This is a genomic window from Arthrobacter oryzae (assembly GCF_031454875.1).
Taxonomy (GTDB): Bacteria; Actinomycetota; Actinomycetes; order Actinomycetales; family Micrococcaceae; genus Arthrobacter; species Arthrobacter oryzae_D.
In genome coordinates this window covers 367,492-387,662 of sequence record NZ_JAVDRQ010000004.1, presented here as the reverse complement: position 1 = coordinate 387,662, position 20,171 = coordinate 367,492, and the positions used below count along the sequence as shown (strand labels likewise).

The 20,171-nt window shown below is 65.6% G+C and carries 21 protein-coding genes, 1 tRNA gene and 1 pseudogene; 9 read left to right on the top strand and 14 right to left on the bottom strand.

What is annotated here, in order from left to right; genetic code table 11:
• Window position 1: 1 nt before the first annotated feature.
• Together ispD and J2805_RS09975 are read right to left on the bottom strand one after the other, a co-directional pair.
• Window positions 2–823 carry a 2-C-methyl-D-erythritol 4-phosphate cytidylyltransferase gene (gene ispD, locus J2805_RS09980; RefSeq protein WP_309975653.1) on the bottom strand — a complete coding sequence of 274 codons (822 nt, stop codon included), beginning with the start codon at window positions 821–823 and terminating at the stop codon, window positions 2–4.
• 111 nt (window positions 824–934) lie between these two features.
• The gene (locus J2805_RS09975) at window positions 935–1,417 is read right to left on the bottom strand and encodes a CarD family transcriptional regulator (protein ID WP_011690592.1); all 483 of its coding nucleotides are present in this window, start codon (window positions 1,415–1,417) and stop codon (window positions 935–937) included.
• 325 nt (window positions 1,418–1,742) lie between these two features.
• On the opposite strand from J2805_RS09975, the gene J2805_RS09970 reads away from it, so the two are divergent.
• A complete protein-coding gene (locus tag J2805_RS09970) occupies window positions 1,743–2,294 on the top strand; it encodes a hypothetical protein (protein WP_309975651.1) in 552 nt (183 codons plus the stop codon).
• Between the two features lie 108 nt (window positions 2,295–2,402).
• Here J2805_RS09970 and J2805_RS09965 read toward each other — a convergent pair whose 3' ends face one another.
• Together J2805_RS09965 and J2805_RS09960 are read right to left on the bottom strand one after the other, a co-directional pair.
• Window positions 2,403–3,083 carry a response regulator transcription factor gene (locus tag J2805_RS09965; RefSeq protein WP_307052145.1) on the bottom strand — a complete coding sequence of 227 codons (681 nt, stop codon included), beginning with the start codon at window positions 3,081–3,083 and terminating at the stop codon, window positions 2,403–2,405.
• Window positions 3,080–4,300 (bottom strand): sensor histidine kinase, encoded by a 1,221-nt coding sequence (locus tag J2805_RS09960; protein ID WP_309975719.1) that lies wholly within the window; start codon window positions 4,298–4,300, stop codon window positions 3,080–3,082. The genes J2805_RS09965 and J2805_RS09960 overlap by 4 nt, the downstream gene beginning before the upstream one ends.
• A gap of 204 nt (window positions 4,301–4,504) precedes the next feature.
• On the opposite strand from J2805_RS09960, the gene phoU reads away from it, so the two are divergent.
• Entirely contained in the window at window positions 4,505–5,167 is a 663-nt protein-coding gene (gene phoU, locus J2805_RS09955) for a phosphate signaling complex protein PhoU (RefSeq protein ID WP_309975649.1), read from the top strand.
• Between the two features lie 72 nt (window positions 5,168–5,239).
• Here the strand turns inward: phoU and J2805_RS09950 are convergent, their stop codons facing one another.
• Window positions 5,240–5,986 (bottom strand): phosphoglyceromutase, encoded by a 747-nt coding sequence (locus J2805_RS09950; protein WP_309975647.1) that lies wholly within the window; start codon window positions 5,984–5,986, stop codon window positions 5,240–5,242.
• 109 nt (window positions 5,987–6,095) lie between these two features.
• Here J2805_RS09950 and J2805_RS09945 point away from each other — a divergent pair, with 109 nt between their 5' ends.
• Entirely contained in the window at window positions 6,096–6,965 is an 870-nt protein-coding gene (locus J2805_RS09945; protein WP_396134283.1) for a class I SAM-dependent methyltransferase, read from the top strand.
• 151 nt (window positions 6,966–7,116) lie between these two features.
• Here J2805_RS09945 and J2805_RS09940 read toward each other — a convergent pair whose 3' ends face one another.
• On the bottom strand, window positions 7,117–7,470 hold the full coding sequence (locus J2805_RS09940; RefSeq protein ID WP_309975644.1) for a DUF2516 family protein: 354 nt from the start codon (window positions 7,468–7,470) through the stop codon (window positions 7,117–7,119).
• Between the two features lie 9 nt (window positions 7,471–7,479).
• The gene (locus J2805_RS09935) at window positions 7,480–8,664 is read right to left on the bottom strand and encodes a trans-sulfuration enzyme family protein (RefSeq protein WP_309975641.1); all 1,185 of its coding nucleotides are present in this window, start codon (window positions 8,662–8,664) and stop codon (window positions 7,480–7,482) included.
• 89 nt (window positions 8,665–8,753) lie between these two features.
• On the opposite strand from J2805_RS09935, the gene tmk reads away from it, so the two are divergent.
• From tmk to J2805_RS09920, 3 genes are all read left to right on the top strand, one after another.
• Window positions 8,754–9,434, top strand: coding sequence for a dTMP kinase (gene tmk / locus J2805_RS09930; RefSeq protein ID WP_309975639.1), 681 nt, complete (start codon window positions 8,754–8,756; stop codon window positions 9,432–9,434).
• Window positions 9,431–10,573: a DNA polymerase III subunit delta' gene (locus tag J2805_RS09925; RefSeq protein ID WP_309975637.1), complete on the top strand. Its 1,143-nt coding sequence runs from the start codon at window positions 9,431–9,433 to the stop codon at window positions 10,571–10,573. The genes tmk and J2805_RS09925 overlap by 4 nt, the downstream gene beginning before the upstream one ends.
• A 73-nt stretch (window positions 10,574–10,646) precedes the next feature.
• Window positions 10,647–12,221: an alpha/beta hydrolase gene (locus J2805_RS09920; RefSeq protein ID WP_309975635.1), complete on the top strand. Its 1,575-nt coding sequence runs from the start codon at window positions 10,647–10,649 to the stop codon at window positions 12,219–12,221.
• Between the two features lie 39 nt (window positions 12,222–12,260).
• Here the strand turns inward: J2805_RS09920 and J2805_RS09915 are convergent, their stop codons facing one another.
• Window positions 12,261–13,019, bottom strand: coding sequence for an HAD family hydrolase (locus J2805_RS09915; RefSeq protein ID WP_309975633.1), 759 nt, complete (start codon window positions 13,017–13,019; stop codon window positions 12,261–12,263).
• A gap of 271 nt (window positions 13,020–13,290) precedes the next feature.
• On the opposite strand from J2805_RS09915, the gene J2805_RS09910 reads away from it, so the two are divergent.
• Window positions 13,291–13,363: transfer RNA gene (locus J2805_RS09910), tRNA-Thr, on the top strand.
• 147 nt (window positions 13,364–13,510) lie between these two features.
• Here J2805_RS09910 and J2805_RS09905 read toward each other — a convergent pair.
• On the bottom strand, window positions 13,511–13,918 hold the full coding sequence (locus tag J2805_RS09905) for a hypothetical protein (protein ID WP_309975632.1): 408 nt from the start codon (window positions 13,916–13,918) through the stop codon (window positions 13,511–13,513).
• A 96-nt stretch (window positions 13,919–14,014) separates the two neighbouring features.
• Here J2805_RS09905 and J2805_RS09900 point away from each other — a divergent pair, with 96 nt between their 5' ends.
• Entirely contained in the window at window positions 14,015–15,076 is a 1,062-nt protein-coding gene (locus tag J2805_RS09900) for a hypothetical protein (protein WP_309975630.1), read from the top strand.
• Between the two features lie 39 nt (window positions 15,077–15,115).
• Window positions 15,116–15,352, top strand: coding sequence for a hypothetical protein (locus J2805_RS09895; protein ID WP_309975720.1), 237 nt, complete (start codon window positions 15,116–15,118; stop codon window positions 15,350–15,352).
• Between the two features lie 80 nt (window positions 15,353–15,432).
• On the opposite strand, the gene J2805_RS09890 is transcribed toward J2805_RS09895, so the two are convergent.
• The 5 genes and pseudogenes from J2805_RS09890 to J2805_RS09870 form a co-directional block, all read right to left on the bottom strand.
• Window positions 15,433–16,278 carry an aldo/keto reductase gene (locus J2805_RS09890; protein WP_309975628.1) on the bottom strand — a complete coding sequence of 282 codons (846 nt, stop codon included), beginning with the start codon at window positions 16,276–16,278 and terminating at the stop codon, window positions 15,433–15,435.
• A 109-nt stretch (window positions 16,279–16,387) separates the two neighbouring features.
• Window positions 16,388–16,843: a hypothetical protein gene (locus J2805_RS09885; RefSeq protein ID WP_309975626.1), complete on the bottom strand. Its 456-nt coding sequence runs from the start codon at window positions 16,841–16,843 to the stop codon at window positions 16,388–16,390.
• A gap of 7 nt (window positions 16,844–16,850) precedes the next feature.
• Window positions 16,851–17,476 (bottom strand): annotated as a pseudogene (locus tag J2805_RS09880) (bacterial proteasome activator family protein).
• A 161-nt stretch (window positions 17,477–17,637) separates the two neighbouring features.
• Window positions 17,638–17,829, bottom strand: coding sequence for a YbdD/YjiX family protein (locus J2805_RS09875; protein ID WP_309975624.1), 192 nt, complete (start codon window positions 17,827–17,829; stop codon window positions 17,638–17,640).
• 13 nt (window positions 17,830–17,842) lie between these two features.
• Window positions 17,843–20,143, bottom strand: coding sequence for a carbon starvation CstA family protein (locus J2805_RS09870; protein ID WP_309975622.1), 2,301 nt, complete (start codon window positions 20,141–20,143; stop codon window positions 17,843–17,845).
• Window positions 20,144–20,171 lie beyond the last annotated feature (28 nt).

Below are 20,171 nucleotides of genomic sequence, written 5' to 3'. Positions count from 1 at the left end.
TTCAGCCCTCCACCCAGCGTGCGCCCAGGGGACCCTCGAGCAGGCCTTCGGCAATGATCAGGTCCAAGGGTGTGGTGATTTTGAGTGACTGGCTCGCTCCGCGGACGGCATGGACCGGAACGCCGAGGCGTTCCACGAGCATTGCGTCGTCCGTAATGGCGGCGGACTCGGCTTCGTCAAGGCCAGCCACCTCCCGGTGCGCCTTTATCAGGGTGCCGAGGTCAAACCCCTGCGGAGTCTGCACGGCGCGGAGCTTCTCCCGCGGAGCCGTGCCGACGACGACTTCCGGCGCCACGAGGGCGTCCTCGTCACTCGTGGCTTCAACCGTCTTGACGGTGTCCACTACCGGGATGACCGGAATCACCGCCAGGGCGCCGGCTGCAAGGGCGTCGACTACGCGGTGGAAGACGGATTCCGGCGTCAGGGCTCGTGCGGCATCGTGGACGAGCACGGCCTGCGTGCCGTCCTCCAGCGCAGCCAATGCGGACCGCACAGAGTCAGCGCGCGTTGCGCCGCCGTCCACCATGGTCAGGAGGGGCCCGCCGTCGACAAGCTCGTCCTTGAAGTCTTCGCACATCTGCCGGAGGGCACCGTCGCCCGCCGGCAGCGCGATGCAGACCTGCTGCGCGACGCCGGACGCAACGATCCCGCGCAGGGCGTGCATCAGGATCGGTTCCCCGCCGAGCGGGACCTTTGCCTTGGGCATGCCGTAGCCAAGCCGCTGGCCCGAGCCGGCCGCGACCAGCACAACGGCGACAACTGGGCGGGGGCGGTGGTCCCCCGTGTCCGGCCCGGATACGGCCGAAGATTCTGTTGCAGTCATGGGCACAACACTACGTGCCCGCCCGCTTGCAGTGCCCGGAAAATCCCGGGATTCGTCAAAATCCGGGCAAAAAGAAACCCCGGCGGCTGGTGAGCCACCGGGGTTCAATTCTTAGGAAGCCAAGACCTCGTCGAGAACGCTTGCAGCCTTCTCTTCGTCCGTCTTTTCAGCCAGTGCCAGTTCTGAAATCAGAATCTGGCGGGCCTTGGCCAGCATACGCTTCTCACCTGCGGAAAGGCCGCGGTCGTGATCACGGCGCCATAGGTCACGAACGACCTCTGCCACCTTGATGACGTCCCCGGAAGCAAGCTTCTCCAGATTTGCCTTGTAACGACGCGACCAGTTGGTAGGCTCTTCAGTGAACTCGGCCCGCAGCACGTCAAAGACATGCTCCAAACCTTCTTTGCCCACTACGTCGCGAACCCCAACAAGGTCAACGTTCTCTGCTGGAACTTCAATGGTCAGATCACCCTGGGCCACCTTGAGCTTGAGATACATCTTCTCTTCGCCCTTGATAGTGCGCATCTTGATTTCTTCAATTTTTGCTGCACCGTGGTGAGGGTAAACTACTGTCTCGCCGACCTCAAAAACCATGTGGACTTTCCCCTTTCCCGCAGACCAGTTTATCACGATTCAGGCATACGACTGGCACGGATACAGGCCTGGAACCGCGTAAATACAGGGAAAAAGGGGCTAATCGACCCCCGCCGACCCCTTGACGAATGCGGATATTAGTGCATGAAGGGGGTCATGCCAAGGGCGCCCGGACCATGTTTCGAGCCAGGCAGGGGTGGCGCGGAGCAGCTGGGGGACGGGCATGTTTCGGACACCAATGTGTACTGGCCGAATCCTTGTTTGAGACGGTTTGAGGATAGGCTATGGCTGAATAATGTTTCAAGACTCTCAAGGAGTGCGTGACGTGCGTTTCACTGCGATGAACCGGGGCCAGCGCGGCAAGCTGGCAATGGCAACGGCCGCCGTTGCCATCGGCCTGCTGTCCGTGACCGGCTGCGGCTACATCAACGCCCAGCAGACCACAGAGCAGTACTCGGCGTCGGACGGCACCCGGGAAGATCTTGGCCCGCTCCAGATCCGCAACTTCATGATCGTTTCCACGGGCGAGGACAAGCCGGGCCGCGTGATCGGCGCCATTTACAACTCGTCGTCCAGCGACGTCAAGCTGACCATCAACGGGGCAAGCGGTTCGCAGACGCAGGTGTCTGTGAAGCCGAACTCCTACACCCTGCTTAACAACTCCACGGATCCGGCAATCCTGAGCAGCACCGGAGCCATTCCGGGCTCACTGTCCGAGGTCAGCATTTCGGAAGACGGCACCAATCAGAACGCCAAGGTCAAGGTGCCTGTGCTGGATGCCACCCTGCCTGAATACAAGGAATACCTGCCGGAAGGCAGCGAGCCCACTGTCTCGGAGACGGCCACGCCGGCTCCCACGAGCAGCGAAGGCCACTAGCTCGGCTACTCAGCTGACGCCCAGGTCAGAGACGCAGAAGGAGGGTTCCCGCCGGCGGGAACCCTCCTTCCGTATTACCAGGACTTTCTGTGTAACCGGCCGCGTTGCCTAGGGCTCGAATTTATAACCCAGGCCCCGGACTGTCACCAGGTACCGCGGGGCCGACGGGTCCGGCTCGATCTTGCTGCGCAGCCTTTTGACATGGACGTCCAGCGTCTTGGTGTCCCCCACATAGTCGGATCCCCAGACCCGGTCGATGAGCTGGCCGCGGGTCAGCACCCTGCCGGAATTGCGCAGCAGCATCTCCAGCAGCTCGAATTCCTTCAGCGGCAAGGACACTTGTTCGCCGTCGACGCTCACCACATGGCGTTCCACGTCCATCCTCACGGGCCCCGCCTGGACCGTGTTCGTGATCAGCTCCTCCGGCTCCCCCTGCCGGCGAAGGACAGCCCTGACGCGGGCAACAAGTTCGCGCGAGGAGTACGGTTTGGTGACGTAGTCGTCGGCCCCGAGTTCCAGCCCTACGACTTTGTCGATTTCGGCGTCCTTGGCAGTCAGCATAATGACGGGCACCATGGAGCGCTGGCGCAGTTGCCGGCACACCTCGGTGCCTGACTGGCCCGGCAACTGGAGGTCCAGCAGCACCAGGTCAGCACCGTTCCGGTCGAACTCCGTGATGGCGTCCAGACCGTTGTCCACTACTTCCACCTCGAATCCTTCCTTGCCCAGAAGGTAGGACAGTGGGTCGCTGAACGACTCTTCATCCTCGACTATGAGAATCCTGCTCAAGCGCTGGCTCCTTGCTCATGGACGCCGGTGGCGTCGTGACTGTGTGGTGAGTTGCTGCGGGTGGCCGGTGTTGCCGCCACGGGGGCATCACCGTCGTCCTGCCCCTCCATCTCGGGAAGCCGAATGGTGAAGGTGGACCCCTGGCCGGGCTGCGACCACAGCGTCACCTCCCCGCCGTGATTGGAGATGACGTGCTTGACGATGCTCAGGCCCAGTCCTGTGCCCCCGGTCTGCCGCGACCTTGCGGCATCCACGCGGTAGAACCGTTCAAAAACGCGTTCCTGGTCCTCCGGGCTCAGGCCGTCCCCCTGGTCCGTAACAGAGATGGCGATCAGGCCTTCCTTGGCCCGTACGCCGATCCCCACCCGGGTGTTCTCGGGCGAGTAGCGGATGGCGTTGTCGATCAGGTTCCGGAGCGCCGTGACCAGCAGGTCCTGGTCACCGTAAACCATGGCGTCCACGCGACCGCCGACCACGATCGAGATGTTCTTGCTTTCAGCGGGCAGCTGCGAACGGTCCACGGCGTCGGCGATCACGGAATTAATGTCCACCGGGTGTCCCTGCTGGGCCACGTTGGCGCCCTGCAGCCGGGAGAGCTCAATGATGTCCTGCACCAGGGCTGCGAGCCGCGCCGACTCCTTTTCCATGCGCTTGGCAAAGCGGCGGACGGCCACTTCGTCATCCGCGGACGATTCAAGGGCCTCTGCCAGCAGGGAGATGGCGCCTACGGGAGTCTTGAGTTCGTGGGAAACATTGGCAACGAAGTCGTTGCGGATCTCTTCAGTCCGGGTGATCTCAGTCCGGTCGTCGGCCAGCAGGAGAATGTATTCCTCACCGAGCATGGCCGCACGGACCTGGACAATGATGGTCCCCTGCCCGAGCGGGCCGCGGGGCAGTTCAAACTGTTTCTCGAGGATGACGCCGTCCCGGCGCACCCTCGCCGTCATGTCCAGGAGCTGTTCGTGGACCACGGTGTGCCCGCGGACCAGGCCGAAGGCATAAGCTGCCGGGCTCGCCCTCACCACGCCGTCTATAGCGTCGACCACCACGAAAGCACGGCCGACGACGGCGAGCACCTCCGCGGCGCCGGGGGGCAGCGCCGGTTCGTCGAACTCGACGTCCACCAGCTTGCGCTGCTGTTCACTCACCCTGAAGGCGAGCACGCCAAAGATGCCGAATGACAGGCCGACGAGGCCTGCGATGACACCGATGAGCATTGGATCCACGGGTCCAGCTTATGCTCTGCCCCGGGCCGCAAAGACGAATGTGATGCGATAACCCGATGGGTTCAACTAACGTTCACCTATAGGTGCGTAACAGTTCACCGGCCACTGACAGAGTTATCAGTTGGACTGCAGAGCGGTGACACGAAATCGGCCCCCACCACGGTGAGGGAAGGATTTCCAAGGAAAGGACGCGTAGTGCGCAAGGTTTTTCAGGAGGAGCTCACACAGGTGGGCGAGCAACTCGTCGAGATCTCAAAGCTGGTCAGTGAGGCCATCGAAAAGGCCACGACTGCCTTCGAAGGGGCGGACGTCGACCTCGCCCAGGATGTCATCGCCGCTGACGCAAGGATCGACTTCCTGCAGAACAGTCTGGACGAGCGGGCCATCGATATTCTTGCCCTCCAGGGGCCGGTGGCCAGCGACCTTCGGATGATCGTGGGTTCGCTGCGGATGAGTGCCTCGCTGGAGCGCATGGGCGATCTCGCCCGGCACATCGCCCAGCTGGCGCGGCTCCGCTTCCCCGCCACGGTAATTCCGCCGCAGCTCGCGAACACCTTCAAGAGCTTCGCTGAACAGGACCTCCTGATTGCGAGCAAGCTGACCGAACTGCTGGAGACGCGCGACCTGGAAGTGGCCCGTGACATCCTCAAAGCGAATGCCACGGTCAACGACCTCCACCTGAGCGTCTTCAAGGCGATCGCCCGCAGTGACTGGAACGAGTCCCCGGCAACCACCGTGGACGTTGCACTGGCCAGCCGCTACTTCGAACGCTTCGCTGACCATGGCGTCTCCGTCGCCCAGAAGGTCACGTACCTGGTCACCGGTGCCTGGCACCCGAACAGCACCGAAATCGGCTGACGCTGCCGGGCTACTGCCCGGATAAACGACGGCGGGCCGGTCACCTCAGGTGACCGGCCCGCCGTCGTACGCTTACTTTTTGCCCTGGTTGGCCACCGCGAGGATGGCTTCCTTTGCCGCCTCGGGGTCGAGGTACGTGCCGCCGGGCTTGACGGGCTGGAAGTCCTCGTCGAGGTCGTACACCAGCGGAATGCCGGTGGGGATGTTCAGGCCGGCGATGGCTTCGTCGCTGATGCCGTCAAGGTGCTTGACGAGGGCGCGCAGCGAGTTGCCGTGAGCGGTGACAAGAACGGTCTTGCCTGCCTTGAGGTCTTCCTTGATGTCCGATTCCCAGTAAGGCATCAGGCGGACAAGGACGTCCTTCAGGCACTCGGTGCGCGGGAGGGCGTCGCCCAGGTCCGCGTAACGGGGATCGTGTGCCTGGGAGAATTCGCTGTTGTCGTCCAGGGGCGGCGGCGGGGTGTCGTAGGACCGGCGCCATTCCATGAACTGCTCTTCGCCGTATTCGGCCAGCGTCTGTGCTTTGTCCTTACCCTGCAGGGCGCCGTAGTGGCGTTCGTTCAGGCGCCAGTCACGCTTGACGGGGATCCAGCCACGGTCGGCCTTGTCCAGGGAGATGTTGGCCGTGTTGATGGCCCGCTTCAGGAGCGAGGTGTAGAGGACATCCGGGAGAACATCGTTCTCAACCAGAAGCTCTCCGCCGCGTGCTGCTTCCTCGCGGCCCTGGTCGTTGAGGTCAACATCCACCCATCCGGTGAACAGGTTCTTGGCGTTCCATTCGCTGTGGCCGTGGCGCAGCAGAATCAGCTTGTAAGTCATGGTTTTCATCCTAGCCGAGCAGGCGGTAGCGGTGCCGAGCGTTACATCCGGCGCCATAAGGGCCGCTTTGGCAAGCGACCGTTCTGCAACCGACCGTTAAGCTTGTCCGGTGGTGCAGAAAGCTGAACGCGTAGCCCCCGCCCGGGCCGGGAGCCAGTCCAGGGGCGGAGCCGGCGGAACAGCCAAGGCCGGCAAAAGCGGCAAACCGATCGGCAACATCACGCGCGGCACCACCAACCCCAACCGGATGCGGCGGCTGGACCGGTGGCTCACGGGACCGCAGGCCTGGCGGCTGCGCCGGGCAACCGACCCGCTGGTCGTTGACCTCGGTTACGGCGCCTCCCCCGCGACTGCCGTCGAACTGTTCGACCGTCTGTCAGCAGTGCGCTCGGATGTCCGAGTGGCCGGAATAGAAATCGAACCCGCACGGGTCCGGGCAGCCAAGGCATTGGAACGGCCTGGGCTGAGCTTCCACGTGGGCGGCTTCGAGCTTCCCGTGCCGGGCCAACCGGTGATTGTGCGGGCGTTCAATGTCCTGCGGCAGTATGAGGAAGCCGATGTTGCCGCCATCTGGAGCCTCGTCCAGGGCCGGCTCGGCCAGGACGGGCTTTTCATCGACGGAACCTGCGACGAAATCGGCCGGCGCGTGACATGGGTGGCCCTCGACGGCGCCGGACCGCTCAGCCTCACCATCTCCATGCGCTTCGGCGGCTTTGCGCTGCCCTCGGAAATTGCCGAGAGGCTGCCGAAGGCCCTCATCCACCGAAACGTTTCCGGCGAAAAGATCCACGGCTTCCTGCAGGCATTGGACAAGGCCTGGCTGGACGCTGCCCCGCTGGCCGCTTTTGGGAACCGGCAACGGTGGACGGCCATGTGCCGGTCGATGCTCGACGGCGGGTGGCCCGTTCAGGACGGGCCCTCCCGCTGGCGGCTGGGTGAGTTGACGGTGGGCTGGGACGCCGTGGCGCCCTCACCCTAGTGAAAGCTGCGCAGCTTGGCTTCCTGCGGGAGGCTGCCTGGGCCCACGCCGGCCGGGTTCCCTGAGCGAGCTTGCGAGCTGAGGGGGCCGCCTGGGCGCACGCCGGCCGGGTTCCCTGAGCGAGCTTGCGAGCTGAGGGGGCCGGTGGGGATTACCAGGGGCCGTACGGACCCATGTTGCGGCTGCCGCCGCGGCCGGCATCCTTCACTGCCGGGCGGACGTCCGCGAGGTAGACGGAGGCTGCGGTGACCGCTGCGAGGCCAAACAGGCCGAGCGTGCCGAACCCGCCACCACCGCCGGCATACAGGGACAGGGCACCGATGGCCAACGCGCCGCCGGTCAGGGCCAGCCAGAATGTCTTGGTCCGCTTGGAAACGGCTTCGAAGGCGTTCGCCTTGTGGCGGAGGCAGTCAAAGAACGCCCATGCTTCAAGACAGAACGCCACGAGCGCCAGTACGAAATAGACCGCGGTCTCGACATAGCCAATCATCTGTTTTCCGTCCACGTCCCCAGCCTAACGGTCCAGAGCGTCCAGTGCCTGCTCCAAATCGGCCCAAAGGTCCTCGACATTTTCGATCCCCACGCTCAGGCGGACCAGGTTGTCCGGCACACTGAGCGGCTCTGCCGCGTGCCGGCGTCGTCGTTCGATCAGGGACTCAACGCCGCCCAGCGAGGTGGCGGGCAGCCACAGCTGCAGTGCGCGGACCAGTTTGTCCGCCGCATCAGCGCCGCTGAGCCCGCCGGCCGGGGAGATCTGTACGCACAGCACGGAACCGAAGCTCTTCATCTGCGACTTGGCGCGTTCGTGGCCGGGATCCGTCGGCAGCCCCGGGTACCGGATGCTCGCGACGCGGGCGTGCCCACTGAGCCGCTCGGCGAGGACGGCCGCCGACGCCTGGGAACGTTCGATGCGCAGGGCGAGCGTCCGCAGTCCGCGCAGGGCCAGCCAGGCTTCGAAGGGGCCCGCGATGCCCCCATGGATGATGCGGTGGTGCAGCAGCGTGGCGCGGAGGGCGGCATCGGACGTCACCAGGGCGCCCAGCACGACGTCGGAATGCCCGGCGAGGTATTTGGTGACCGAATGCAGGACGACGTCGGACCCCAGGCTCAGCGGCTGCTGGACCAGCGGGGTGGAGAAGGTGTTGTCGGTAACGACGATGGCACCTGCCTCGTGGGCGGCATCGGTCAGGGCGCGAATGTCGGCGATGCCAAGCATCGGGTTGGTGGGGCTTTCCAGCCACAGCATGCTGGCGGGTTTGCCGTCCGCTGGTGCCAGCAGTGCCTTAACGGCGTCGGTGTCCGCAATATCCACGGTGCGGAGCTCAAACAGCCCCTTCTCCGCGAGTTCGGTGGCCATCACCAGGGAACCGGCGTAGCTGTGCGACGGCATCACCAGGACTCCCCCGGCGGGGATGAGGGACAGCGCCGAACTCACGGCAGCCAGCCCGGAGGCATACAGCAGGCCGGGGAGGGACGCGCCTTCCAGCTGGCCCAGGGCTTCTTCGAACGGATCCCAGGTGGGATTGGAGTAGCGGCCATAGCCTCGGTCGCCGTCGGCGAGGGCCCCTGTCCCGAAGTACGTGGACGACAGGACGATGGGCTGGTTGACTGGCTCATCGCGTTCGCGGGGCGGGCGGCCGGCGGCCACAACCACCGTTTCAGCAGACAGCGCGGCGGCTTGCTGTTCGGAAAGACTCATGGTCAAAGAGTACGTTGGAGGCCTGCAGCGCAGGAAAGCCGTTACGGCCGGGCACCTAAGCTGTCAGTGATTGTCGGTAGGCTGGTCTTGTGACTAACCAGAACCCCGGACTGTTCATCGCCTTCGAAGGCGGCGACGGCGCAGGCAAGTCCACGCAGGCCGCAGCACTGGCCGGGGCCCTTGAATCGCGCGGCATCAACGTGCTGCGGACCCGGGAGCCGGGCGGCACCCCGATCGGCGAAAAACTTCGCTCCCTTGTCCTGGATCACGGCCACGGCCACATCGATGCCCGCACCGAAGCCCTGATCTTTGCCGCGTCGCGCGCGGCCCATGCGGACCAGGTCATCCTGCCTGCCCTGGAACGCGGCGACGTTGTGCTGACGGACCGCTACATCGATTCCTCGGTGGCCTACCAGGGCGCCGGGCGGGAGCTCGGAACCCGTGCCGTGCGTGACCTGAATGAATGGGCCACCTCAGGACTCCAGCCGGACCTCACCGTACTGCTTGACGTCGACCCCGCTGTAGGCCGGCTCCGCCGCACCGCAGGCGACGCCGCGGAAGACCGGATGGAATCCGAAGCTGACGAATTCCATGCCAGGATCCGTGCCGCCTTCCTGGACCTCGCAGCCGGCCGGCCGGACCGCTACCTGGTGTTGGCCGCACACCTGCCCGTCGCCGAGCTGGCCGAGCTCATCCTGGCGCACGTGGATGAGCTGATGCTGTCCCGGCAAGTTTCCCCGCAGGTTCCCAAACAAGGTGTGGCCCCATGACCGTCTGGGATGACCTGCAAGGCCAGCCCGCCGTCGTCGCCCAGCTCCGCCAGGCCGCCCAGGGCGACGGCCTGACTCATGCCTGGCTGTTCACCGGGCCGCCGGGGTCCGGCCGGTCCAACGCGGCGAAGGCGTTTGCCGCTGCGCTCAACTGCGACCAGGAGGACGTCACCAGGCGCGGTTGCGGTGAATGTGCGGCCTGCCTGACCATCCTGGGAGAAACGCATTCGGACGTTGCCTTCGTCCGCACCGAAAAGGTCACCATCACCATTGACGAGGCACGGGACCTGGTGTCCACTGCGGGAAACCGGCCCTCGTCCGGACGGTGGCGGATCATTGTGGTGGAAGATGCCGACCGTATGGCCGAACGGACCACGAACGTACTGCTCAAAGCCATCGAAGAACCCACTCCCCGCACCGTGTGGATGCTCTGCGCCCCTTCCCCGGCGGACGTCCTGGTCACTATCCGCTCCCGTTGCCGCGCCGTGGCGCTGCGGCTCCCTCCCGCCGCTGATGTTGCGGCCCTGCTGGTGCGGCGCGACGGCGTGGACCCTGCCCTCGCCGAACGTGCCGCCCGCGCAGCGCAAAGCCACGTGGGCATTGCACGCCGGCTCGCCCGGGATGCCGATGCCCGCGAACGCCGTCTGGAAACGGTACGGTTCCCGCTGGGATTGCGGGGCATCACCGCGGCTGTCCTGATGGCCGAAAAACTTGTGAAGATCGCCACGGAGGAAGCCAACAGCTCCAATGAAGTCCGCGATGCCGAGGAGAAGGCTGCGCTCCTGGCTACACTCGGCGCCCCCGAAAGCGGCACACTGCCGCCCGCCATGCGAAGCCAGGTCAAACAGCTCGAGGATGACCAGAAGCGGCGCGCCAAACGCTCCATCACCGACTCCCTTGACCGGACGCTCACGGACCTGCTCTCGTTCTACCGGGACGTGCTGATCATCCAGATGGGGAACGCTGTGGAACTGGTGAACGTTGAACTCAGGAGCGAACTGACGGAGTTTGCCGCCCGTTCCGGTGCAGAGGCAACGCTCGCCAGGATGGACGCGATCAACAAAGCCCGCCAGAGAATCACCACCACCAACGTTGCACCGCTGCTTGCCATCGAATCCATGGCCGCGAGCCTGATCTAATGCCGTCCCGTCCAGCCCGTCCCGCCGCGCGTTTCCCGCCCGAGCCCACGCCAAGTCCCCCAAGGAGCCCTGCATGAAGCCTGCCCGACGTCTGCCCCTACGGTCACGGTCCGGAGCGGCCGCGGTCAAGGCAGCTGCCGGCTCCCTCGCCGTGCTGCTCGCGCTCACAGGCTGCACGCTGTTCGGCACGTCCAACGGCGGTTCCAACGGCGCAAGCACCGGTAAGGCTGATCCTTCAATCGCCGAGGCGGCTCCCGAGGAACTCCGGAGCTTCTACTCGCAGGAGGTCGCCTGGACCGCCTGCGAGGACAAACTCCAGTGCGCCAAAATCAAGGTGCCGGTGGACTACAGCAAGCCTGACGGTGACAGCATCGAGATCGCGGCGCTCAGGATGCCGGCAACGGGAAACAAGACCGGCAGCCTGCTGGTCAACCCCGGCGGTCCGGGCGGCTCGGGCTACGACTTCGTCAAGGACGCCGGCGCCACGAATATTTCCAGTGAAGTCCGTTCCAGCTACGACCTCGTCGGGTTCGACCCCCGGGGAGTGAAGAGGTCGTCCCCCGTAACGTGCCTCACCGACCAGGAACGGGACCAGTCCCGCGCCAAGAACTACGACTTCAGCACCGACGCCGGCCTAGCGGCCGCCATTGCGGACAACAAGGCAACGGCGGCAAAGTGCGCCGAAAAGACGGGGCCGCTGCTTGCACATGTGGACACCGTCAGCGCAGCCAAGGACCTGGATATCCTGCGCGCCGTGGTCAACGACGCCAAACTGAACTATCTGGGCTATTCCTACGGCACGTTCCTGGGATCCACGTACGCCTCGCTCTTCCCGGACAATGTAGGCCGCATGGTGCTGGACGGTGCGCTGGACCCTTCCCTCAGCAACGAGGAACTCACCAGCGGCCAGGCGCGCGCGTTTGAGAAAGCCGTCCGCGCCTACGTGGAGAAATGCCTCGGGGACGGCGGCTGCCCGCTGAGCGGAACAGTGGACAGCGGGGTCCAGCAGATCCGTGACGTAGTGGCTGCCGTGGATGCCAATCCGCAGCGCGCACAGGACGGCAGGCTGGTGACCGGGTCGGCATTCGTCAGCGGCCTCATCCTGCCCCTGTACAACGACGACAACTGGCCGCTGCTGACCCAGGCACTGGACGCTGCCCTCAAGGGCGACCCCTCACCGATGCTGCGGCTGGCCGATTTCGGCGCCGACCGGGATCCGAGCGGCAAGTACACGTCCAACAGCGCCTTCGCCTTCAACGCCATCAACTGCCTGGATTACCCCATGGTCACGGACCCCGCCGCCATGCGTGCCGAAGAGCAGAAGCTGCGGCAGGAATCCCCCACCCTGGGCTACTTCTTCGCCTACGGCGGCACCAACTGCCAGGACTGGCCCTACAAGAGCATCCGCACACCCGCACCCGTGGAGTACTCCGGCTCGGCGCCCATCGTGGTGGTCGGAACCACCGGTGACCCCGCGACCCCCGTGGAGTGGGCCGGCGCCCTGCGCAAGCAGCTCGGCAACGCCTCCCTGGTGACGTGGACTGGCGAAGGCCACACCGCCTACGGCCGTTCCAACAGCTGCGTCACGGAGGCCGTGGACGGTTACCTCCTGACAGGGGAGCCACCTGCGGACAACACGGAATGCTAGCGGCGGGCTGACGTAGCGCGTCAGTGAGGACGTAGCAGCCTAGGCGGACCGCGGCTCAAGCAGCACCGGCAGGTCGCGGATGGAATGCACGACGGCGGTGGCGCCGGCCGCGCGGAGCGCTGGCTCCCCGTGGGCGCCGGTGAGGACGCCGGCGACAGTGGTGGCTCCGGCCCGCAGTCCCGATTGGATGTCTGCGCAGCTGTCCCCCACCACGGCGACCTCACGGACGTCGTCCAGGTCCAGGGCGAGGACGGCCGTCAGGATCATGTCCGGATAGGGCCGGCCCCGGCCCGCATCGGCGGGACAGAGGCTGAGGTCCGCCAGCCCCATCCAGCCAAGGCTTTCCAGGACCATGTTCTGCGTGTGGCGTCCGAAGCCCGTGGCAAGGCAGACCATGATGCCGGCTTCACGGAGCCAGCCAATCGCGTCCTCGGCGCCGGGAACGGCCCGGATGACGCCGTCGGCTATCAGCTCATCGCAGCTGCGCTCGAAGAACGCGTTCGCTGCTGCGGCACGCGCCCGGTCCTCAAACAGGTGGCTGAAGACGGCGAGCTTCGACATCCCGGACGTGTCTCTGGCGTACCGGAGCATGCGCTCGAACTCCGCAGAGCCCTCCCCTACGCCCTGGTCCGCCAGGGTGCGGCTCATGGCACCCTCCATGAGGCCGCCGTCGAACACGGTTGTTCCCACCATCGCCAGCACGGCGAGCCGGACGTCATGGGCGGCGCCGCCCGGCAGCGTCCCGTGCAGTGTTGCTGCGGTTGCTGTTACGGATACGTCTGCTGTGTCCGGAGTCATGGCCAAGCCCCTTCGCTGACTGGCAGCCGTAGACGCGGCCGCGGTTGATCCTTCCACAGTGGGAGCCCGCCGAAACCCCCGGCTGAACCCGCTTCGACCGCAGGGTGAACATCCAGACAACGTCCGCCCCGGCACTTCCGGGACACCGCCTGCCCTGCCGGGCCGGCAATCTTGCGAATGAATGAATCGCTCATTTTGACCCGGGCAGGGGACTCTATTACAGTTGTCTCTTGCATGATCCGCCCGGTTCTTCCGGGTCATGTCATGCGGTGCTTCCTTAGCTCAGTCGGTAGAGCGTTTCACTCGTAATGAAAAGGTCATCAGTTCGATTCTGATAGGAAGCTCGGGAAGAACCCCGTGTTGTCGCTGGTTCGGCGATGATGCGGGGTTTTTTACTGGCTTGATGCGGGTGCCCGTGACCGGTTGCAACCCGGCTCCGACTACCCTCCCCCCGACGCGCTCGCTCGTCTCGGGTGCGATTGGGTTGCCGGTCACGCGCGCTTGAAGGTGACCCCGCCGATGAGCCCTGCGAAAGCCGCCGGCAAGGCGACCAACCCGAAGACCTGCGGCATCAGGGACGGTGGCGTTGTGACCATCGTGGCCATCCCCACCAACGCAACCGGCGCGGCAACGCAGATCGTAACCCAGAGCGGATACTGCCGGATCTGTGACCAGACGGCCGCTGCGATAGAGGCAGCCGACCCGGCGAGCATGAACAGCCGGCCGATGCGCAACCGCTCCACAAACTCCGGCACAGGCTCGTAGACGAACAGCATTGTCCGCTCCAGCGAAATGCCCGTCAGGACGATGGACGCGCCGACCAGCAAGGCCCAATGCAGCGCCCGGCCCCTCCACCACGGGCGGACGACGTAGCGTTCATCACTCGGTGAGTTCGTCACTCTGCGATCTTATCCACTGGTTGCTGCAGGGGACCGCCACAGTCAGCGGGGCTCACTTCAGGGCGCGGAAGCGGCCCCGGACCATATGATGCTCGCATGGACGAGCAACAACTGGCGGATATCGCCGACGCGCTCTACAGGCTCCCGCTGGAGGAGTTCGTGACCGCGCGGACAGCAGCCGCCAAGGCTGCCGCGGCGGAGACCGGTCGCGGCCCGGCCGACGACGTGCGGGCCCTGCCCAAGCCCTCCGTGGCGGCGTGGGCCGTCAACATGCTGGCGGTACACCGCCCTGGCCCGCTCAGGGAGCTTGCAGAACTCGGAACGCTCATGCGCAGCGCGCAGGAGGAGCTCGACGCCGGCGCCCTCCGCTCGCTCGCCCAGGAGCGGCGGCAGTTGCTGAACAGGGTCATGGACACCGCACGTACGGTGACGGAAGAGCACGGCCGCAAACTGAGCGGCGCGGTGGCCACCGAAGTGGAACAAACGTTGCGCGCCGCAACCGTTGACGAGGGTGCGGCCGCCGCCGTGCGGAGCGGCCGGCTACTCAGGGTGCTTTCGGCGGACGGCGTGGACAGGGTGGATCTCCGCGACGCTGTGGCAGTCCCTTCCGTACTGACCCTCCCGGCTGTTCCGGCGCCGGAGACAGGAACGGCATCGGAATCAGCAGAGGCCCCACCGGCGCCCGCGAAGCCCAAGGGCCGAGCCACGAAGGTCGGCATACCGTCGACCGGGGCGACCGGGCCGCCCGCCTCGTCCGGGGCGACCGGGGCGACCGGCGCGCCCGCCTCAGCTTCCGCTGACAAACCGCGCCTGAAGGCTGTCCGAACGGAACGGCCGGCCCCAACGCCGTCGGCTGTGGAGCGGGCCGAGGCCCGGCTGGCAGAAGCGGAAGAGGCCGCACGCGCGGCAGCGGAGGAAGCCAGCCTCCGTACGGCGGAATTTGAAGAAGTAGAGGCGGACTTGGCACGGCTCGGGGACGAGGCACGCCGCCTCCGCGAGCGGCTCAAAGCTGTCGACGCCGAGTTCGAGCAGGCCAGGAAGCAGCGGGATGCTGCCGCCGCCCAGAGGCAACTCGCCTCGCGTGCCGCGGAAAAAGGCCAACGGGCGGCGATGCTCGCCCGGGAAAGGGTGCTCCGGCTTCGCAACACGCCGGACTGACTGGCCTTTACTGTCAGAGGCCGGTTGCACACTGGATTCATGGATACGAACGTCAGCAGCAACAGCGCCACCACCCGGGCTCACCACGGCGCAGACGCCACCGGGCACCGGGAATTCCACGTCACCTACTTCGATGCCGACTGCGGGCTGGTCCGGTCAGAGGTGTTCGACAACCTGGCCGAGGCTGAGCGTTTCGCCAGCCGGAATGTTTCCGACGAGCAGGGCTGGGCCGTCGTCGACGCCGTGCCCGCTCAGCAGGACCGCCTGGCAGCTTGAGGTAAGGCGGAGGCCCCGCACTGCATCAGTGCGGGGCCTCACGCCCCCTGGAGGCGGATGACCTTAGAGGCGGATGGCCCCTAGGCGAAGTCGGAGACGGCCGGGTCCGGCCCGATGCGGCCGGCACCCTCTGCCGTCCGGTCCAGCCCGTTGATGGCCTCGAGGTCGGCGCCGTCAAGCGTGACGTCGAGGGCCGCATGGTTTTCGCGGATCCGGGACTCCGTGACGGACTTCGGAATCACCACGTTGCCGATTGCCAGGTGCCAGGCTATGACCACCTGTGCCGGCGTGGCATTGTGCTTGGCCGCAATTTCGGCAATGACCGGGTGCTCCAGGAGCTCGCCGCCCTGGCCCAGCGGTGACCATGCCTGCGTGAGGATGCCCTTGGACGCGTTGAATTCGCGCAGTTTCGCCTGGTTGAAGAACGGGTGCAGCTCCATCTGGTTGATGACCGGGACAACGCCCGTCTCGTCGATGATCCGCTGCAGGCCCTCGGTGGTGAAGTTTGAGACACCGATGGACTTGACCCGGCCGCGCTTCTGCAGCTCGATCAGCGCTTTCCAGGTATCCACATACTTGTCCTGCTTCGGCTGCTGCCAGTGGATCAGGTACAGGTCCAGCGTCTCCAGGCCCAGGCGCTCCATGGATGCCTCGAAGGCGGCCAGGGTGGTCTCATACCCTTGGTCCGCGTTCCACAGCTTGGTGGTGATGAAGATGTCTTCGCGCGGCAGCCCCGCGCGTTCAATGGCCCGGCCCACGCCTTCCTCGTTGCCGTAGATCCTGGCGGTGTCGATGTGGCGGAATCCGGCCTCGAAGGCCTGGACCACTACCTTTTCCGCAACGTCGTCCTCAACCTGCCACACCCCGTAGCCAAGCTGGGGAATGGTGTTGCCGTCGTTGAAAGTCAGTTCGGGAGAAAGAGTCATTTGTTCATCGTGCCAAGGGGCGGCGGCGTCCGCCCAGTGAAACCGGCAGGCTAAGCTACGCGCGTAACCGGGAATAGCGGCGCCGTCAGCCCTGTCAGGCAGCAGCCCGCTATGAATCCTGCGGCTGCTCCGAAAGGCGGCGTTCGGCGTCGGCGATCTGTTCAAAGACCGATTCCGCACGGCGGCGCACCGAGGCAGCCCCTACCGGTATGGGCCCGACGGCGAGGCGCAGCATCGCTGCCGCCTCCGCCGTGGTGGCGAGGGAGTTGCCGGCCTTGGACAGCGACCGGTGCACCCCGGCCAGTGTTCCCGGTATGTCCAGTCCGTCGCTGGGTGAGCGGCGTTGCGCCTCGACGCAAACCTGCCGGACCCGGACGGAAAGGTCAGCGAGGTCGTTGGCGATTTCGACTAGCTCGGCATACAACTGGTCATCCTCCACGCCCTCCAGGACCTGGTGGAACCGGTCGAGGCCGCGGTGGAAACGGTCGTGGGCGCGGCGCCAGAGCCCCTTGCCCAGCTCGGCGTCGTCCTTCCGCCCCTGACGGGCGGCTGCGAAGAAAGCCACGGGAACCCTAAAGGTACTGGCCGGGACCATGGTCCGGATCTTCGGGCGTGCCGGCCTTCTCGGCGCCGGGGCTCGCGGCCCGGGCACGTTCGGGTGTTCCGTCCGCGCCGATGACGACGCCGGGTGCGATCACGGTGCCGGGGGCAACTGGCGCAGCTGACGCTGCGCCATGGCGTGTTCGCGGGCGGCGTGCTGAGCGGCGATGGCGGCCTGGATCCCGTGGAACAGCCCCTCGAGCCAGCCGACCAGCTGGGCCTGGGCAATCCGGAGTTCCGCGTCGGACGGCGTGGCCTTCTCCGGGAACGGCAGGCTGATCCGTTCCAGCTCCTCAATGAGTTCCGGGGCCAGCCCGTCTTCGAGTTCCCTGATGGAGCGTTCGTGGATTGCCGCCAGGCGCCCGCGCGCGGCGTCGTCCAGCGGTGCCGCCTTCACTTCATCCAGCAACTGCTTGATCATGGTGCCGATCCGCATCACTTTGGCGGGCTCGTCCACCAGGTCCTGGACGCTGGCCCCCTTGGGCCGCGTCGCCGCTTCAGGGTTCGACGCCGCCGGGCCGGAAGGAACCGCGTCGTCGACAGTGGTGCCCTCTACAGGGGCGTCAACCGCGGGCTGAGTGTCGTTCGGGTCGCTCATGGCTTCATACTCTCACGAGCCGCGAGCCCGGACGCCAGTCAATGAACCCGATTGAACCGGACGGAACGTGTGGAACACCGGAAAGGCCGAAGGCGCCGTCGGACCCTAAGGATCCGGCGGCGCCTTCGTATGGCGACGTTGTCTTCAGCGGCAGCGGCCGCTCAGCAACAGCGGCCTTGGGGGTTGCTGTCCTGGCGGTCCGTGTGGTCCCGCCAAAATGCGCGCTCACTCATGGGCGGGTCCTTGTGCCCTGAGGCGGCGTGATGCTCCAAGTACTTCGCATAAGCGTCCGCGCCCATCACGCTGCCGAAGTAGCGGGCAAAGCCACGGAACCCTTCGAGGATCGCGTTCATTTCCGGGGCCGCATCAGTGGTGCCCGGGCTTTTCGAGCCGCAGCTCGGCAGGGAGTTTGTTCCATTCGGCCATGAGCTCCCGCTCCGCCGCGGTGGGAATAAGCCCCGCAGGAGCGTAGCCCCTGGACGGCACGGCCGGGTCCTCGTGGTCATCATGGGCAACGCCGGCGGCCTCGTTGCGGAAGGCGTTCACCGTGGCGATGATTCCCGTGATGATGACGATGATGCTTAGCACCACGAAGATCACCGACAGCCAGCCCTGGATCATGGTATTGCGGACCACTGCCTCCATGGCAGCCACGGTCTTCGCGGTGCCAAATTCCGTCTTGCCGTCCGCCAGGGCCTTGGAGAAGGCCGCATTGTTGGCGAAGTAGCCCACGGCCGGGACGGGCGAGAAGATCTTCTGGAAGCTGGCGGTGATGGTCACGACGGCCGCGAATGCCAGCGGCAGGGCCACAATCCAGAGGTACTTGAATGAGCCCCGCTTGGCCGCGATGGCCAGGCAGACGGACAGGGCGATGGCCGCGAGCAGCTGGTTGGCGATGCCGAACAGCGGGAAGAGCGTGTTGATGCCGCCCAGCGGGTCGGTAACGCCCATCAGCAGCACCGCGCCCCACGCACCCACCATGACGGCCGTGCAGAGCCAGGCTCCCGGCCGCCACGAGTGTTCCTTGAACTTGGGGATGAAGTTGCCGATGGAGTCCTGCAGCATAAAGCGGGCCACACGGGTGCCGGCGTCCACGGCGGTCAGGATGAAGAGCGCTTCGAACATGATGGCGAAGTGGTACCAGAACGCCATCATGGCCGTGCCGCCGATGAACTGCTGCATGATGTGGGCGAGCCCCACAGCCAGTGTGGGGGCACCGCCGGTGCGGGACACAATGCTTTCCTCGCCGACGTTCCTGGCGGTCTCGGCCAGTAGATCCGGGGTGAGGTTCACACCGGCAAGCCCCAGGCTGTTAACCCAGGTGGCGGCAGTTTCCACCGTGCCGCCGGTCAGTGCCGCCGGCGAGTTCATGGCGAAGTACAGACCGCGGTCGATGGAAATGGCCGCCACGAGGGCCATGATGGCCACGAATGATTCCATCAGCATGCCGCCGTAGCCGATCAGGCGGGTCTGGCGTTCCTTTTCGATCAGCTTCGGTGTAGTACCGGAGGAGATCAGGGCGTGGAAGCCGGACAGGGCGCCGCAGGCAATCGTGACGAAGAGGAACGGGAACAGCGCTCCGGGGAACACCGGTCCGTTCTCCCTGCTGGCGAACTCGCTGAAGGCCGGAACGGTGATTTCGGGGCGGACCACGATGATGGCCAGCGCGAGCATGACGATCACGCCGATCTTCATGAATGTGGAGAGGTAGTCACGGGGCGCCAGCAGGAGCCAGACCGGAAGGATGGCGGCGATGAAACCGTAGATGATGAGGCCCCAGGCGATGGTGACTTTGTCCAGGTGGAAGAACGCGGCACCCCACTCGGTTTCCGCAACGACGCCGCCGCCGATGATCGCAGCCATGAGCAGGACGAAGCCGATCAGGGAAACTTCCAGGACCTTACCGGGCCGGATGAAGCGCAGGTAAACGCCCATGAAGAGCGCGATCGGAATGGTCATGCCCACGGAAAAGACGCCCCACGGGCTTTCGCCCAGTGCATTAACGACGACGAGGGCGAGGATGGCCACAATGATCACCATGATGAGCAGGGTGGCGATCAGGGCGGCGGTGCCGCCGATGACGCCCAGCTCCTCGCGGGCCATCTGACCCAGCGAGCGGCCGCCGCGGCGCATCGAGAAGAACAGGACCAGGTAGTCCTGCACCGCTCCGGCCAGGACGACGCCGATGATGATCCAGATAGTGCCGGGCAGGTAGCCCATCTGGGCCGCGATGACCGGGCCCACAAGCGGTCCCGCCCCGGCAATGGCGGCGAAGTGGTGGCCGAACAGGACGTTGCGGTCCGTCCGCACGTAGTCTTTCCCGTCCGCCTTATATTCGGCCGGGGTGGCGCGCCGGTCATTGGGCCTGGTGATGTACCGTTCGATCACCTTCGAGTAAAAGCGGTATCCGATCAGGTATGTGCAGACGGAGGCGAACACGAACCAGATCGCGTTGACCGTTTCTCCACGAACGATCGCCAGCATGAACCAGGCGACGCCGCCAAGCAGGGCGATGGCCGCCCAGATTGCGATTTTCGTGGGGGTCCATTTTCGCTCTTCGGCTTCCCGCGTCGCCTCATCCACCGCTGTTGGCGGAAGATTTGGATCCGGCACCAGCGCATCGTCCGCCAATGCTGTCCGTGCCTTGCCATCCGGCATTTTGCCCATGTCTCCTCCTTGAGAATTCCAACTTAAG

What these genes read in the sequence shown, in the direction of transcription:
- J2805_RS09960 (WP_309975719.1), bottom strand. Translation starts at nt 4,300, where the DNA reads ATGCTCATCGGTGTCATCGCAGGCCTCGTCGGCCTGTCATTCGGCATC.
- J2805_RS09870 (WP_309975622.1), bottom strand. Translation starts at nt 20,143, where the DNA reads ATGGGCAAAATGCCGGATGGCAAGGCACGGACAGCATTGGCGGACGAT.
- J2805_RS09900 (WP_309975630.1), top strand. Translation starts at nt 14,015, where the DNA reads ATGGACGAGCAACAACTGGCGGATATCGCCGACGCGCTCTACAGGCTC.
- J2805_RS09890 (WP_309975628.1), bottom strand. Translation starts at nt 16,278, where the DNA reads ATGACTCTTTCTCCCGAACTGACTTTCAACGACGGCAACACCATTCCC.
- J2805_RS09925 (WP_309975637.1), top strand. Translation starts at nt 9,431, where the DNA reads ATGACCGTCTGGGATGACCTGCAAGGCCAGCCCGCCGTCGTCGCCCAG.
- J2805_RS09875 (WP_309975624.1), bottom strand. Translation starts at nt 17,829, where the DNA reads ATGAACGCGATCCTCGAAGGGTTCCGTGGCTTTGCCCGCTACTTCGGC.
- J2805_RS09975 (WP_011690592.1), bottom strand. Translation starts at nt 1,417, where the DNA reads ATGGTTTTTGAGGTCGGCGAGACAGTAGTTTACCCTCACCACGGTGCA.
- J2805_RS09920 (WP_309975635.1), top strand. Translation starts at nt 10,647, where the DNA reads ATGAAGCCTGCCCGACGTCTGCCCCTACGGTCACGGTCCGGAGCGGCC.
- J2805_RS09915 (WP_309975633.1), bottom strand. Translation starts at nt 13,019, where the DNA reads ATGACTCCGGACACAGCAGACGTATCCGTAACAGCAACCGCAGCAACA.
- ispD (WP_309975653.1), bottom strand. Translation starts at nt 823, where the DNA reads ATGACTGCAACAGAATCTTCGGCCGTATCCGGGCCGGACACGGGGGAC.
- J2805_RS09950 (WP_309975647.1), bottom strand. Translation starts at nt 5,986, where the DNA reads ATGACTTACAAGCTGATTCTGCTGCGCCACGGCCACAGCGAATGGAAC.
- J2805_RS09935 (WP_309975641.1), bottom strand. Translation starts at nt 8,664, where the DNA reads ATGAGTCTTTCCGAACAGCAAGCCGCCGCGCTGTCTGCTGAAACGGTG.
- J2805_RS09895 (WP_309975720.1), top strand. Translation starts at nt 15,116, where the DNA reads ATGGATACGAACGTCAGCAGCAACAGCGCCACCACCCGGGCTCACCAC.